Annotated in this window: 17 protein-coding genes; 7 read left to right on the top strand and 10 right to left on the bottom strand. The window is 39.4% G+C overall.

What is annotated here, in order from left to right; all coding sequences use genetic code 11:
• Nucleotides 1-6 precede the first annotated feature (6 nt).
• From ABJN95_RS13210 to ABJN95_RS13190, 5 genes are all read left to right on the top strand, one after another.
• Nucleotides 7-897 carry a glycoside hydrolase family 16 protein gene (locus ABJN95_RS13210; protein ID WP_348370882.1) on the top strand — a complete coding sequence of 297 codons (891 nt, stop codon included), beginning with the start codon at nucleotides 7-9 and terminating at the stop codon, nucleotides 895-897.
• 94 nt (nucleotides 898-991) lie between these two features.
• Nucleotides 992-1,570 (top strand): Crp/Fnr family transcriptional regulator, encoded by a 579-nt coding sequence (locus tag ABJN95_RS13205; RefSeq protein ID WP_348370881.1) that lies wholly within the window; start codon nucleotides 992-994, stop codon nucleotides 1,568-1,570.
• Between the two features lie 83 nt (nucleotides 1,571-1,653).
• Nucleotides 1,654-1,941 carry a hypothetical protein gene (locus tag ABJN95_RS13200; protein ID WP_348370880.1) on the top strand — a complete coding sequence of 96 codons (288 nt, stop codon included), beginning with the start codon at nucleotides 1,654-1,656 and terminating at the stop codon, nucleotides 1,939-1,941.
• Nucleotides 1,942-1,957: 16 nt separating this feature from the next.
• On the top strand, nucleotides 1,958-2,494 hold the full coding sequence (locus ABJN95_RS13195) for an SRPBCC family protein (RefSeq protein ID WP_348370879.1): 537 nt from the start codon (nucleotides 1,958-1,960) through the stop codon (nucleotides 2,492-2,494).
• A 51-nt stretch (nucleotides 2,495-2,545) separates the two neighbouring features.
• Nucleotides 2,546-3,229, top strand: coding sequence for a hypothetical protein (locus tag ABJN95_RS13190; RefSeq protein ID WP_348370878.1), 684 nt, complete (start codon nucleotides 2,546-2,548; stop codon nucleotides 3,227-3,229).
• Nucleotides 3,230-3,323: 94 nt separating this feature from the next.
• Here ABJN95_RS13190 and ABJN95_RS13185 read toward each other — a convergent pair whose 3' ends face one another.
• Nucleotides 3,324-3,956: an NAD(P)H-binding protein gene (locus ABJN95_RS13185; RefSeq protein WP_348370877.1), complete on the bottom strand. Its 633-nt coding sequence runs from the start codon at nucleotides 3,954-3,956 to the stop codon at nucleotides 3,324-3,326.
• Between the two features lie 177 nt (nucleotides 3,957-4,133).
• Here ABJN95_RS13185 and ABJN95_RS13180 point away from each other — a divergent pair, with 177 nt between their 5' ends.
• Nucleotides 4,134-4,754, top strand: coding sequence for an L-threonylcarbamoyladenylate synthase (locus tag ABJN95_RS13180; protein WP_348370876.1), 621 nt, complete (start codon nucleotides 4,134-4,136; stop codon nucleotides 4,752-4,754).
• Nucleotides 4,755-4,878: 124 nt separating this feature from the next.
• Here ABJN95_RS13180 and ABJN95_RS13175 read toward each other — a convergent pair whose 3' ends face one another.
• From ABJN95_RS13175 to ABJN95_RS13165, 3 genes are all read right to left on the bottom strand, one after another.
• Nucleotides 4,879-5,730: an OmpA family protein gene (locus tag ABJN95_RS13175; protein ID WP_348370875.1), complete on the bottom strand. Its 852-nt coding sequence runs from the start codon at nucleotides 5,728-5,730 to the stop codon at nucleotides 4,879-4,881.
• A gap of 99 nt (nucleotides 5,731-5,829) precedes the next feature.
• Nucleotides 5,830-6,831 (bottom strand): glycosyltransferase family 2 protein, encoded by a 1,002-nt coding sequence (locus tag ABJN95_RS13170; RefSeq protein WP_348370874.1) that lies wholly within the window; start codon nucleotides 6,829-6,831, stop codon nucleotides 5,830-5,832.
• Nucleotides 6,832-6,843: 12 nt separating this feature from the next.
• The gene (locus tag ABJN95_RS13165; RefSeq protein WP_348370873.1) at nucleotides 6,844-7,290 is read right to left on the bottom strand and encodes a type I restriction enzyme HsdR N-terminal domain-containing protein; all 447 of its coding nucleotides are present in this window, start codon (nucleotides 7,288-7,290) and stop codon (nucleotides 6,844-6,846) included.
• A gap of 26 nt (nucleotides 7,291-7,316) precedes the next feature.
• On the opposite strand from ABJN95_RS13165, the gene holA reads away from it, so the two are divergent.
• A complete protein-coding gene (gene holA, locus ABJN95_RS13160) occupies nucleotides 7,317-8,318 on the top strand; it encodes a DNA polymerase III subunit delta (RefSeq protein WP_348371739.1) in 1,002 nt (333 codons plus the stop codon).
• A 1-nt stretch (nucleotide 8,319) separates the two neighbouring features.
• Here the strand turns inward: holA and ABJN95_RS13155 are convergent, their stop codons facing one another.
• The 6 genes from ABJN95_RS13155 to ABJN95_RS13130 all read right to left on the bottom strand — a co-directional run bounded on the left by ABJN95_RS13155 (nucleotide 8,320) and on the right by ABJN95_RS13130 (nucleotide 14,736).
• The gene (locus tag ABJN95_RS13155) at nucleotides 8,320-8,697 is read right to left on the bottom strand and encodes a DoxX family protein (protein ID WP_348370872.1); all 378 of its coding nucleotides are present in this window, start codon (nucleotides 8,695-8,697) and stop codon (nucleotides 8,320-8,322) included.
• A gap of 41 nt (nucleotides 8,698-8,738) precedes the next feature.
• The gene (locus ABJN95_RS13150) at nucleotides 8,739-10,997 is read right to left on the bottom strand and encodes an aminotransferase class III-fold pyridoxal phosphate-dependent enzyme (RefSeq protein ID WP_348370871.1); all 2,259 of its coding nucleotides are present in this window, start codon (nucleotides 10,995-10,997) and stop codon (nucleotides 8,739-8,741) included.
• A 64-nt stretch (nucleotides 10,998-11,061) separates the two neighbouring features.
• On the bottom strand, nucleotides 11,062-12,855 hold the full coding sequence (locus tag ABJN95_RS13145; protein WP_348370870.1) for a S41 family peptidase: 1,794 nt from the start codon (nucleotides 12,853-12,855) through the stop codon (nucleotides 11,062-11,064).
• 79 nt (nucleotides 12,856-12,934) lie between these two features.
• A complete protein-coding gene (locus ABJN95_RS13140; RefSeq protein ID WP_348370869.1) occupies nucleotides 12,935-13,309 on the bottom strand; it encodes a helix-turn-helix domain-containing protein in 375 nt (124 codons plus the stop codon).
• A gap of 44 nt (nucleotides 13,310-13,353) precedes the next feature.
• Complete coding sequence (locus ABJN95_RS13135) at nucleotides 13,354-14,232, bottom strand: DUF2807 domain-containing protein (protein WP_348370868.1); 879 nt, start codon at nucleotides 14,230-14,232, stop codon at nucleotides 13,354-13,356.
• Nucleotides 14,233-14,250: 18 nt separating this feature from the next.
• The gene (locus ABJN95_RS13130; RefSeq protein ID WP_348370867.1) at nucleotides 14,251-14,736 is read right to left on the bottom strand and encodes a DoxX family protein; all 486 of its coding nucleotides are present in this window, start codon (nucleotides 14,734-14,736) and stop codon (nucleotides 14,251-14,253) included.
• Nucleotides 14,737-14,754 lie beyond the last annotated feature (18 nt).

Genomic DNA, 14,754 nt, shown 5'->3' with positions numbered 1-14,754 from the left:
AAAGTTATGACTAAGAAGTTGCACTTCACCCTCTTAATTTTGTGCTCCTTGTTCCTTGGATGTACAACCTCTGACTCGCAAGAACCCGCAGTTGCCGAAGATCAAGATCCAGATCCGATAGATACTTCTGAGGTCAAAGACCCTGACGATGCCGATTATTGGGATGATGCGGCATTGGTCTGGAGTGACGAATTCGATGGTACTTCGGTTTCTGCTGATAATTGGCTTTTTGAAAATAGACCCAGTGGCTGGGTAAATAATGAGCTGCAAAACTACCAACCAGAAGGAAATACGGAGGTCAGCGATGGTACTTTGAAAATAACTGCCAAGCAAAATAGCGACAATACAATTGAAGGCGCCTTTACTTCGGCGCGTATGAACAGCAAAGAGTCGTTCAAATACGGGAGAATGGAAATTCGGGCAAAGATGCCAGAACACCGTGGAAATGGTCTTTGGCCAGCGCTTTGGATGCTCGGTAGCAATATTGAAACTGTAGGGTGGCCCGCCTGTGGTGAAATTGACATCATGGAATATGTCAGTTATAAACCCAACAAAACGCACGCTTCAGTGCATAGTACCGCAAATAATCATACCAATGGTACTGAAATTACTTCAGGTGCGCTGGATTTGGAAACCATAGAAGAAGAATTTCACAATTTCGGACTGCTTTGGTCAAGTAAGTATTTGAAGTTTTACATTGATGATGTTGACAATATTCAATTTACCTTTAGGAGGCCAGCTACTTACAATACAGACAGTTGGCCATTTCAAAACAATTTTTATTTCATATTGAACGTTGCCGTAGGAGGCGATTGGGGAGGTCTTGAAGGTGTTGATACATCTATCTTTCCAGCTACTATGGAGGTAGACTATGTACGTGTCTATCAGGTGGACTAATATAGATCTATTTGGAAAGATGCTTTAGTATCTAGTCATCTTGACGTTTTTAGAGATAATCTTTATCTTTAAAGGTATAAGTGCTATACTTTCTATGAATACCCTTGCTTTACGAACCGCATATCAACATGAGCTACTCACCGAAAAGGATTTGACTCAGGTATGCGCCGCGCATCACCCCATTAGTTTTTCCAAAGGAGCGCAAATTGTAGAAACCGATACTATAGCGGATGGATACCTTGTTTTGGAAAGCGGTTTGATTAGGTCGTACGTTATTGATTTTAACGGAAAGGATATCACAACAAATTTTTTCACCCAAGGAGAAATTGTTATTGAGGTATCCTCACTTTTTCAACGCATACCTGCAAAGGAAAGCATAGAAGCCTTGACCGATTGCGTTGGTTGGAAAATAGATTTTCAAGATTTTCAAAAACTTTTTCACACCTTAGAAGGTTTCCGTGAATGGGGTAGAGCTTGGATGGCAAACAGTCTCTTTGAGTTTAAGCAACGTTCAGTTGCTATGATTGCCGATTCTGCTACCGAACGATATCACAAATTGATGGAAACCAAACCAGAAGTGTTTCAGCATTCTTCTCTCAAACATATTGCTTCCTATTTGGGGGTGACCGATACATCATTGAGTCGCATTAGAAAGGAAACCGCAAAAGCGTAAACATTATTTCTTGTCATATGGCAAGAAATACCATTCCGATATCATTTAGATTTGAGGGTATTAATCTTATAAATTAAACTAAAATGTCAGACACCGAAAGAATAATGACACTTCACCCTCAGGGTAAAACCGGAGTTCATATTTTAAAAAGAAGATACGATACCATCAAGGAGTTTATTCTAAAAACAATCAAAGAACACGGAGAGCTTACTTATCAAGATTTAGATAGGATAGCGGTTAACCAACTTAAGAAAACTTTCGACGGCAAAATCGGTTGGTATGTGGTAAGCGTAAAACTCGATTTGGAGGCGCGTAAACTTATAGAGCGTATACCAAAAACAAGTCCCCATAAACTAAGGCTTGCCAGTTAGACTAAAATTTTAAAATATGCGCATACTAAAAAAAGCACTTATCGTTTTAGGCATACTCATTGCCATTCCGCTTATTCTCGCGGCCTTTACCAAGAAGGATTATGCCGTTGAGAAAGAAATAACCATAAACAAACCAAATCAAGAGGTATTCGATTACATCAAGTCTCTAAAAAATCAAGAGAAGTTCAGCAAATGGGCGTCGATGGACCCCAATATGGAACGCATTTACGCCGGTACCGATGGCACTGTAGGTTTTGTGGCGGGTTGGAAAAGCGATAACCCTGACGTTGGCGTGGGTGAACAAGAGATCATCGCTATTGATGATGGAGCGCGTGTTGATTTTGAATTGCGCTTTAAAGAGCCTTTTGAGGCGACGGACAAGGCTTATATGACCACCGAGGGTATTGGTAATAATCAAACAAAGGTCAAATGGGGGTTTACCGGGCGTATGAATTACCCTATGAATTTCATGATGGTATTTATGGATATGGAAGAATTGATTGGTAACGATTTTGCCATAGGCTTAGAAAACTTAAAGAAAAACCTAGAATAGCACCAAGCAACCGACTTTCAAAAATCAAACGGCAACCTTAATTTCAACATTTTGCAAGATGTACCTCTTTTCGTATCGCTGGTATTTATTTTAACAACCATACTGACTCTTTTTCTGTTTTTAAGAGCTACTTACCCTTCAAAGACTGTTGTTGTCGGCTTGATTCTTTGGTTGGTCTTACAAGCCTATTTAGGATTTACCGGCTTTTATCTTGAAATAGCGACAGAACCCTTTCGATTTCTTTTGGCTGCTCCGCCGGCCCTATTGCTTATTCTGGGCGTGTTTGTTTCAAAGAAGGGCAGAAGTTGGGTCAATACGCTTAGTCTAAAGGCGTTGACCTTGATTCATGTTATCAGAATTCCGGTGGAGTTAGTGCTCTACTGGCTTTTTCTGTACAAAATGGTTCCTGAATTGATGACCTTTTCAGGTAGGAATTTTGATATTTTAGCAGGAATCACTGCGCCCGTTGTCTATTATTTTGCCTTTGTAAAAAAGACAATTGGTCGCAAGGGACTTTTGTTTTGGAATGTTATTTGCCTCCTTTTATTGTTGAATATAGTAACCAACGCGATTTTATCTACCCCAATGCCAATACAACAATTTGCCTTTGACCAGCCTAATCTTGCCATACTTCATTTGCCGATCGTTTGGCTGCCCACCTTTGTTGTACCTGTTGTTTTGTTTTCTCATCTTGTCGCGATTACAAGACTTTGGAGTGCTAATGGAGCTGAATAAATCTTTCTTGTGACGATAAGTAACCATAGCCAAACCTTTTATGAAATTTAACTCCCAGGGTTTGACCATGGTTCGTTATTCATGGAAACGAATTCTAAATATTCGCTATGAAAGGCGCTTTGCGCAAGTACGTATGGTCGTCTAATTGTGTAATAAGGAAATTGGCTAAATCAGTGGCACTGATGTCATCGCCCAAACAATCTTCCAAGCGTATTGCAACCTCTTTTTGCAAGTCAGTTAAAGTAATCAAAGGTAGACGTAAAAGGGTCCAACCTACTTCACTTTCTGTTAAAAGCTTATATTCTAGTTGCCTGTCGGCCGTGATTTTTGGATAATTTTGGCACATCCAATCTGTACCAAATTTAACCTTTGGGCTTTTTTTGTCAATAGGCGTGTCTACATGCAAACCTGTAATCACTATATAACGTTTTATACCCGCCCGAATAATGTTTCTTGACGCAGTGCTAAAAATGGTTGGTGGACTATGAGGAATGCCTATGCCCAAAGTACTGAGTACGGCATCACAACCTTTCACCAAACTAGAGACCGTATCATAATTGGCAACATCACCATGTACAATTTCCATTTGTGGGCTTTCTATCTTAAATTTTTCGAGATTGCGTACCAGTAGCCGGAAGCGATATCCAGTTTTTAGCAATTGTTGAATAAGATATTTTCCCGATTTTCCAGTGCCGCCAATGACGGCTATTTTTGTAGTGTTTTTCATTTTTCTCTTTATAAAATATGCATACTGAGTTTTGCGTCGATAGAAGATTTGACGCATAATACGGATGTAGAAAACCTCCGTGGGTTTATATTTATAAAGAGAATCTAATATTTCAAAGATAGAAATAATTGTGATACTCCGAATAACAATTACCTTCGTAAAGTTTAACGCTATATAATGGCTGAATTTATTAAAATTTACGAAGAGAACCCCAATCCTAAAGAGATCAAAAAGGTGATAGATGTATTGCGTAAAGGTGGCTTGGTAATCTATCCTACTGATACTATTTATGGCCTGGGTTGCGATATAACGAACACCAAGGCTCTAGAGCGAATTGCGCGCATCAAAGGCATCAAATTAGCGAAAGCCAACTGGTCTTTTATTTGTGCTAACTTGAGTAATTTATCAGATTATGTGAGACAAATCGATACGGCAACTTTTAAAATTTTAAAACGAGCCCTACCAGGGCCTTATACATTCGTTCTTCCAGGCAATAGTAATCTTCCAAAGGTGTTTAAAAAGAAGAAGACGGTGGGAATTCGAGTCCCCAATAATTCGATTGCAAAAGCATTGGTAACGGAATTGGGAAACCCCATAGTTTCTACGTCGATACGTGACGAAGACGAATTACTGGAATATACTACAGACCCTGAGCTGATATTCGAAAAATGGGAGAAACTGGTAGATATAGTTATTGACGGCGGGTATGGAGATAATAGACCATCAACGGTTATTGATCTTTCAGGCGATGAGCCAGAAGTGATTCGAGTAGGTAAGGGCGATTTAGATGTTTTATGATGCAAAGTGAAACCATTTGTGAGCAGCTGAACCGGGTGTCAAAACAGCAGAATTACATACTACCGGAATAAAAAAAATCCGTTGCCTTGGCAACGGATTTTTAATTTTGTCTAAGATGTACTGCCTAATTATTTATGGCAGGATCTTTCATTCCTTCTTCGATCATGCTATAGAACTGATCGATTTTTGGAAGTACCACAATTCTCGTTCTTCTGTTTTTCGATTTCTCGGTTGCTGAAACGGGAACATATTCTGCTCTACCTGCTGCGGTCATACGTTTTGGATCTACGCTATAATCGTTTTGTAAAACCCGTACAACTGCGGTGGCACGTTTTGTACTTAAATCCCAGTTATCCAATAAAACACCCTTTCTATAAGGTACGTCATCTGTATGGCCTTCTACCATAAACTCAAAATCAGGTTTGTTGTTCACCACTTGTGCGACCTTACCCAATACTTCTTTTGCTCTACTAGTGATGTTGTAACTTCCGCTGCTGAATAATAATTTGTCAGAGATCGAAACGAAAACAACTCCTTTTTCAACGCTGATTTCGATATCCTCATCATCTAAATTACCTAAAACACCTTTTAAACTCTGAACCAGAGAAAGGTTAACAGAATCTCTTCTTGTAATAGCATCGTTTAATTTACGAATGGTTAGATCTTTCTCTTGAAGACTTTCAAGCGATTTTTCTAAGTTTTCAGCACCCTTGGTAGTTAAGGTCGTTAAGTTACCCATGTTGTTGATTAACTCTTGGTTGTTCGCCTTTAAAAATGCATTTTGGTCTTCCAAAGTTTGCATTCTTGAGGTTGCCGTAGCCTTTTCCTCCAAGCAAGTGTTCAACTTTACTGTTGCTGAATTCAACAAGTCTTGAGCCTCTTTTGCCTGGGCTTCCATCTCAGCATATTTCTTTTGTGATACACAAGAAGATAACAGTAAGGTAACTCCCAATGCGCCTAAAATCAATTTTTTCATAATACTACTACTTAAATATTAATGTTTGTTATTTGTTCAATGGTTCTCGATCGCTGCAAAATTATATAAAATAGTGCTACGATGTTTTTCTAAAATTAGTTAATCTTTTTCTAAAACGTTGAAAACATTCTCTTGATGTACGAAGTGTGACCACACAATGGACTTCTTAGCATAGTAATTTAATATAAAATTAGCTTTTTCTCTTTTGCGATACATTTTGCTGAAGTGCTTGTAAAAGCTCAGATGCGCCTTAACTATTGCTAGAAAATGGTTGAGTTTGAATTGAAGAATAAAACGTATGGCCGCGACGGCATCTAACAGCAAACGCATAAAAATAATTAAAAAGGCCTTTCTAGGAGGAAGGTTTTTGGTAATTGAAAACAACGAATTCCTAAAGTTTAAAAAAGTTTTTTTTGGATTCATATTACTGAGTGTCGAACCGCCTAAATGATATACTTTCGATGTGCCGACATAAAATACCTTGTGGCCAGAATTTTTGGCGCGCCAGCACAAATCTACCTCTTCTTGATGCGCAAAATAGTCCTCATCAAATCCGCCTAAGGCATGAAAAACGTCACTTTTAATAAACATGCAAGCTCCTGTAGCCCAAAAAATTTCACGAATATCATCGTATTGTCCCTCATCTTTTTCCAGAGATTGAAAGACCCGACCCCTGCAAAAAGGGTAACCGAGTTGGTCGATGAACCCCCCAGCTGCACCTGCATATTCAAAATGGTCTTTCTGTTTTAAGTCTAGAATCTTTGGTTGTAAAATAGAAGCATCCGGTAGTTCTTCAAAAGCTTTTTTAATGGGTTCTAACCAATTTGGAGTTACTTCTACATCAGAATTTAAAAGACAAAAAATATCTGTATCTATATGTTTAAGTGCATCATTATATCCCTTGGCAAAACCGCCGTTGCTGGCGTTTTGAATAATTTGTACTGAAGGATAATTCGTTTTCAAGAAATTGACCGAATCGTCGGAAGAATTGTTATCGGCCACATAAATATCGGCCCCAGAAGAAGAGCCCATGACCGAAGGAAGGTAACTTTCTAAAAGTCCCTTTCCATTCCAGTTGAGTATAACTACAGCTATTCGCAAAACGGTAGCAAATTAACGGTTAAAATCAGGAATATCCTTTAGAAACGCGTACTTTTCTTGCTCAAAATCTATTTTGCAGTAGAAATGTTCCAACCCATTGGTAACCATTAAGTAATTGGCCTTTAAATTCATGTTGTATTGCGCAATTTGATTGAAGGTAGTTTGCGTTATGGCGATATCTGGCGCTTTACACTCTGCCAATATCGCTATACTCCCATCTGAATTAAAAACAACAACATCGTATCTTTTTTTTAATCCGTTAATCTCCAATTGTTTCTCGACATTAATTAGAGATTTTGGATAGTTTTTTTCTGAAATCAAGTAATGAATAAGGTGTTGTCGCACCCATTCTTCAGGCTGCAGCACTACAAACTTTTTACGAATGACATCGAAAATCTGGACTTTATTTTCGCTATTTTTGAAACGGAACTCGTATGCTGGGAAATTCAGTTGAAGCATGTGACAAATTTGATGATTTTTTTTGGATGGATGAAGTAAAACAGATAGTCAATGCTATTCGTAATGGTGATATAAAGCCGATATATCTTTTGATGGGCGAGGAGTCCTATTATATTGATCGCATAGCCGCGTTTATCGAGCAAAATGTACTTTCCGAAGAAGAACGTGGTTTTAACCAAATGGTACTTTACGGAAAGGAAGTTAGTGTTGAGGACATTGTTGGCAGCGCGAAGCGATTTCCTATGATGGCTGAGCGGCAAGTAGTAATTGTAAAGGAGGCGCAGCATTTGGCACGAACAATCGACAAGCTCAGTTCATATGCCGAAAACCCTCAACCCTCAACGGTGTTGGTACTTTGCTATAAGTACAGCAAGTTCGATAAAAGAAAAAAGGTATACAAGCAGATTAAAAAAACCGGAGTGGTTTTTGAGAGCAAGAAACTGTATGAGAACCAAGTTTCCGATTGGATTAGAAGAGTGCTTCAGGGAAAAGGGTATCGCATTACACCCAAAGCTTCCAGTTTGCTTGTTGAGTTTTTAGGAACCGATTTAAGCAAGATAAATAACGAACTGGAAAAGCTACAATTGGTGCTTCCAAAGGAGAAAGAGATCACCCCTTTAGCTATTGAAGAAAACATTGGTATTAGCAAAGACTATAATAATTTTGAATTGAAGAAAGCAATTGGTGAGCGCAATGTTTTAAAGGCGACTCGCATATTGAATTATTTTGCTCAAAACCCCAAAGACAATCCGTTTGTGGTTACCGTAACACTGTTACATACTTTTTTTGCTCAGCTGCTAAAATATCATGGCATGCAAGATCATAATCCAAAGAGTGTTGCCAGTGCCTTGGGTATTAACCCGTACTTCGTTGGTGAATATCAAATAGCGGCAAAGAATTACCCCATGAAGAAAGTAAGTACGATTGTGTCAAGTTTGCGAGAACTTGACCTCAAAGGAAAAGGGGTGGGCTCGGTAAACATTTCCCAGGCCGATTTACTTAAGGAACTCCTCGTAAAAATTATCTGAGTTATTTTCTATCTACACTATATTTTCCTGGGCCTAGCAAGATTATGGCTACGAAAATCACTAAAAAAAGTAAGGCCTTTTCTTTTTTGCCAAAGGGGTCTGCCGCATGAGCTATAGCCGCCGCTACTAGCATTGTGATTGCCGGAAATACTGCGGCCCACCGTGTTTTAAATCCCAAAATTATAAGTATAGGGCAAACAAATTCGGCAATTACAGCAAGAAACAAAGTGGGAGCGGCACCAATGCCTAGCGGGTCGCCAAATTCGAAATTGCCACCAATCATTTTTTGAAATTTTGGAATGCCATGAGTAAGTAGAAAAGCTGAGGGCAAAATACGCAATAGGGCTAACCCTAATTCGTTTTTTAAAGTTGATGTCATTTATGAAAGGTTTGAGTTGGTATAAAAGTAGTATTAAATTTTCAGCTCCTCAAAAAACGCTTGAGCTCCTCTGCTATATGAAATACAAGTTGGTCTGCGTCTTTGTGATTAAATGATAAGGGTGGTTTAATTTTTAGTACGCTATCGCGGGGGCCATCGGTGCTTATCAAGATATGAGCCTCCCGAAGTCCGTTTTTTATTTTTGCTGCCAATTCTGTATCTGACATCGTATGTGAACCTTCAAGTTCTACCCCTATGAAGAGTCCACTTCCCCTAACATCAGATATTTCAGGGTAGTTGGTCTGCAAATCTCTTAATCGTCTGATTAAATAATCGCCAACCTTAATGGCATGCTCTTGTAGGCCTTCTTCTTCAATAACTTCTAGAACTGCCTGTCCGATAGCACAAGATACTGGGTTGCCTCCAAAAGAGCTGAAAAACTCTAGGCCAGTATCAAAACTTTCAGCAATTTCCGCTGTTGTAACTACCGCCCCTATTGGATGGCCATTGGCCATGGGTTTCCCCAAAATAACCATATCGGGCACCACATCATACATTTCATATCCCCAGAAATAATGACCCAAACGTCCGAAGCCTACTTGTACTTCATCGCTGATGCAAATGCCTCCTTGTGACCTTACTGCCTCATATACTTCCTTTAAATACCCTTTTGCCAAGGGTACTTGACCTCCACAACCCACAATCGGCTCCGCAATAAAGGCAGCGATTTCATTTTTGCTAGCGTTGATTTGTTTCTTGGTTTGGTTGGCAAAATAATCGCCGGCGCTGCCGTCATCGAGATATCCCGAACCGAAAGCCTTAGGTAATGGCGTTGCAATAATGTATTCTTGTTTCCCCGGGCCGCCTTGGTGGTCATATTTGTAATGGCTAATATCGATGCCTATTCTTGTGTTGCCATGATACCCATGTTCCAAGACCATAATCTTTTGTCTTTGCGAATGGTTGGTCGCGATTCGAATAGCCAAATCGCTCGCGGCACTGCCAGAATTAACAAAGAAAATTTTGTTAAGCTTTTTTGGGAACTTGGCCAGTAGTTTGGAACTATACGATAGCAGTTCATCGTATAAATATCTGGTATTGGTGTTGAGCCTAGCCATAGTTTGGTGTCCTGACCTTACGACCTTGGGGTGACAATGACCCGCTAACATAATGTTATTATAAGCATCGAGAAAGGTGTTGCCTTGTGCGTCATACATATATTGAAAGGCAGACTGGTGCATTTGAATGGGCTGTGCATAGCTTAAGGAGAGCGAATCACTAAAATTCGTTTTTCTCCTCTGAAGTTGTTGTTGGTTTGTTTTTTTTTCCAGGGGTAACAAGCCCGCGGCCTCTCGAAAGGCATCTTTGGCTTTTATGGGATTGATCGAAAGCCATTTGTGAAGCAAGTCCCATGCAGGTTGCTCACTGATAGTAATATATTCTGAATCAGGTTTTAAGGTTTTTGCATAGGCAGAATTACAGACACTTGTGCATAAACGTGCCGCTACCAAATAATAGAGTATATCGAGCTCCTTTTCTTGAAGCGGAAATTCAGTGTGATACCCTTTTAAAACGTGAGAAGCAATTTGCAAAGGATTCTCCTTTTCCATCATGACATAACTTATCGCCACCGCCACTTCATTAATTAGCCAGGAGTGGCACATATCACCAAAGTCAATTATACCCGAAACATTGCCGCTTTTTGAAAGCACATTCCAATGGTTACCATCGTTATGTATGATTCCCTTGCGCAATTGAGGTCCCAAAGGGTAAACATGCGCGTCAAACTGCAAAAAGAAATAATCAACAATACTTCTATCGGTAGCATTGGGTATATATTTTAGATACTTGTAATTGGCTTTGAACTGTTTTAAATCCCATTGGGTTTCTTTGCCAACCACAGCCGGCTCATACGAGCTATAGATTTGTTTATCCATCTTTGCCAGAAATACACCAAGGGAATGGAGTAGGGAGGGCGTATGGGTAACCTTGCCTAAAAAGGCCCCTTCTACAAAAGATAACAAACGAAAAATCTGATCTTCGACCACCACAATTGATGCTCCGGCAAGGGATAAAATTGAAGCGGGAAAATCATATTCATCTAGTACTTCTAGTTGCTTGAAAATTTGATCTTCAGCTTGAAGCAAAGCGAATGTATCGTCTGAATACGGATTTTGCTTGAGTACAAAAACACCTTTTTCGCATTCGATTTTATAGTTGGTACTGTCGTAACCTTCTAAAGTAGAAACAACCGCATCGGTAATACCAAAATGCGTCTGTAAGATGGAGTTGATGTGCATTCAAGATAGATTATGCTATAAATTTAACATAAATCATTCTATTTCATCATTTAGAAGACGGCAGTTATTTGTCATCAATTAGCTCCATTACTGCCTTCATCTCGGTATCGTCACCAGCGATTAAATCTTCAATGCTTTTTTCTACTGCAATATCTGGCCTGATTCCCCCATCATGAGTTTCTGGAGTATCCTTTAGAATATGGATTCCGAAAACCGGAATATCTAACTCTACACGTGAATTTGGTAATCTATGAAAAAACATATACCCCCCATTTAAACCTTTTTGATTGCCGCCTGTTTCTTGACCTACCAAGGTAGCCAGTTCATACTTTTTCGCATAGGTAGACATGATGTGTGTGGCCGAACTGTTTTCGGCACTTGTAAGAAGATATACCTGGCCTTTGAAATTGCTCTTTTTAGGTTTGTAGGTCTTGCTAGTAGGCACAAACATGCTTTGCATTTCATACTTACCATTGCCAAGGTATGCCAATTTATTACCCCAATCGTATGGTCTTTTGTCCCATGTGCTGATATACGGTTTTAGGTATTCGGGTATTTTTCTATATCGTGTGGTTTGGGCTGGAATAGCTATGGTAATGGGTTGAGAAATAATATGCTCTAGTAGGTATTCGGCAACTTCTGTATCACCGCCCTCATTTGCCCGAATATCTAGTATTAAGTTCTCGATTTTTTTTTCCAAAACCGTTTCAAAGCTGTTGTCTAGAAAGCCCTTCCAGTCAAATTCATTACTAAATACCGTAAAGGCATCAATACGCAATAAGGCGGTTTGGGCATTTAGTATTTTGAACTTCCAACCTTCTTCAAAAGTGTTTTGGAAATTGGTATACCGCTCTTTCAAAATGGTATTTCTACGTGTTTTAGATATTGCATTAAGACGCCTATGCATTGTGTCTCCCGTTACGAGATCTTTCAAGCTTAGCTGGAAGGATTCTTTGCTTCCAAATTCTATAGGATAGAAAATATCAAACATTTCAAATTTGGCAGCTCCACTCAACGTAAGACGTTGAAGGCGCTTTTCATAGTTGTTTCCGTCTGAGGTGATATAGGCTGCTAGGCGGGTCATGATTTCTTCAGAAGGAATACTATCAATGGCGATGATTTCCATACCTTTTTTTAAGTCAGGGCTTAAGGAAGCATTTTTGTCAACAAAAAGGCGCTTACCGATTCGATTGAAGGTAAGTGGCAGTTTATCAGGCTGAAAAAATAGGGCTTTTTTAACATCAGGCCCCTGGTTCCAAGGATTGGTAAAGGTATGACTACATTTTATTTTGGCTGCGAATTTTGAAATTTCACCAAACACATTTATGATGTTCGGATGCTTTTGCAAGGTGTCTTCAAGAGCCATAATGTCTTTTTGCAAATCGATTGAATCACGGTATTTGTATAAATTGGGATGAATGAAATTCAAGGTTTTAGTTAAGACTTCGACATCCTCGGAAATCTGTTCCTTGGTATAGGTTAATTTCTGTATCCTGTCTGAATCGTAGTAATTATACTCGTTAAAAACGTGACTTGTGATATTCGTTACGTTGGGTTTAAACCAAACAATTCTATTATCGGCACCTTGCAATTCCATTTCTCGGTTTTGGGTAAATTTGAATCTAAGATTTCGTTTCGAGGTATTGAATTTTACGGTTGCCTCATAGATGCCATCCTTATCGATATCGGTAAGTTCCAAATCTTTTTTCCAGCTTAAGGGTTTTATATTACCCCGTAACCCAATCGTCTGTTTTGGTGACAATTGAGTTGCATCGAGTTGAAATGTGATTTCATAGTCTTGCGAATTACAAGAGGTGGTCAGTAGAAGCGCTGAAATAAATAGATGAGATAGTTTCATAATAGGTTCTGAATTAGCTGAACAATAATAATGTTAATTAGGTATGGAGCAGTCTCAAAAAGTGCGATCGATATCCCATTTAATGTTGTCTATCGCGCTCGCGTACCAAGAATTCGGTGGGCGGTATTCCAAGTTTTCTTTTGAAATAGCGATAAAATGTAGATTTAGATGGAAATCCAGACTCGAGCGCAATGGCAATTATGGTGTGTTTTTCATAATCACGATTTTTGAACCGCAGAAGTACCTCCTCAAGCCGATGATCGTTGAGAAAATCGGGAAAGGATTTATCAAAATGCAGAGGTATGAGTTTTGAAATTTTCCTTTTGGGAATACCCATTAATTTGCTTAAGTCTGATAACCCTAGTGTGGTATCTATGTAGTGTTTTTCAGTGATCATCAAATGGTTGAGTTCTTCACGAAAACCATTGTCATTGTCAGTTAGTTTATAGTTCATTTTAGAAAAATAGATTGCTTAGTCGTTTTGTATGCAAGAGGTACTTAGAATAGTTTTACAACCCTGTCTTCATCCTTTTCCGTTATGGTACGCAGCAGTTTCCGTAGGCCTATTCGATTCACTTTATAAATTTTGGTGCCGGTTGTCCATTTTTCTTTTCTGACTTTACCAGGCATCATTGGAAACCCATAACTAAATTTCCTGCCATTGGGCTTCGGACCAATGACATAAAAGTTGTTGCGGTTGAACGAATTGTTCTTGATTTTGAATTCGATGTAACGCACCCTTTCTTTTACAAGCAGATTAGCGTTGGAAAGAGCCCTTTCTATTGTTCCTGTAATTCTTTTGGGTTGGGAAACAAGTTTTAAACTGGCTTCTTTGCTGAGATTTGCTTCTAGGAGTTCAGTTGCATCTACCGTAGCTTTGCCGTGCCCCCAAATGTTTAAATAGACCTCCTTGGCCTTCACCTTACCGGCATGTACTACTCCATTTTCTGCTCCAATGCCTAAGGTGTTGGCTCGGCCAGAAATGGCGATCTCTCCGTTCAAAGCCGTAGCATTGAAATTATCGGTATCTAGGTTTAAAATTTGCACAAGATCGTTAGTGCCTTGCTCAAGCCGTTGCAGCTTAGGTGCTCCAATTCGAACTTTTATTCTTTCTGAGGCTTGTATCCATTCTTTTTGGTTGAGCTTGAGTTTGCCATCTACCACCTCGGTGTCGATCAAGTCAAACAAGTTGCTATCTGTTGTAATGCTCATTTTTTCTTCGCTAGCTTGATCGACAATAATGTCGGCATAAAGACTGATTTCGATGGCTTTAAGATCTTCTATCGCAAAAGACCTTGTTTCGATGTTTCGGTTGCCATGTGTTTGAGCTAAGCCAGTTGTCACAACTAGCAGTAGCAGTAAGGTGATTTTTTTCATGTCGTTTATCTATGTATGTTAAGTGCGCTTTTTCATAATTAGGTGATCAACACCAAAACGTCCAGAGCCCAGATATAGGTTATAGCTAGCTACCCACAGAAATCCCATAGCAGGGAGCATACTCCAGGTACTGTCTCCCCATTTTTGCATAAAAATGGCTACAAGCATAGTGCACATGATCAAAAAGGAAGCGATTCGTGTTTGAAGACCTAGGGCGAGAAATAATCCCCCTACAGCTTCACTGAATGCCCCCATCCATGCAAAGAATACCGGCATTAGTGCGAATATTCCTCCGTAGGAGGCTACATCTTCTGGAAACCATGCCGATACCTCAAATAGTTCTAAATTCTGACTATCAGGAGTCCATGGCATACCAAATTTGGAGGCACCGAAATCGAGAGCTAGCAGCATGCCGCAGATAAACCGTATGCTAGCGAACAAGAGATCTGCAATCCAATGTGTTTGGAGAATAGGGGTTGTAATAACTTTAATGATTCGTTTCATATGATCGTTTTTTAAAAT

The organism is Maribacter sp. (assembly GCF_039974175.1).
In the GTDB taxonomy this organism is placed as follows: domain Bacteria; phylum Bacteroidota; class Bacteroidia; order Flavobacteriales; family Flavobacteriaceae; genus Maribacter_C.
Note: the sequence above shows the minus strand (reverse complement) of the source record. Positions and strands in the feature narration are given on the sequence as shown.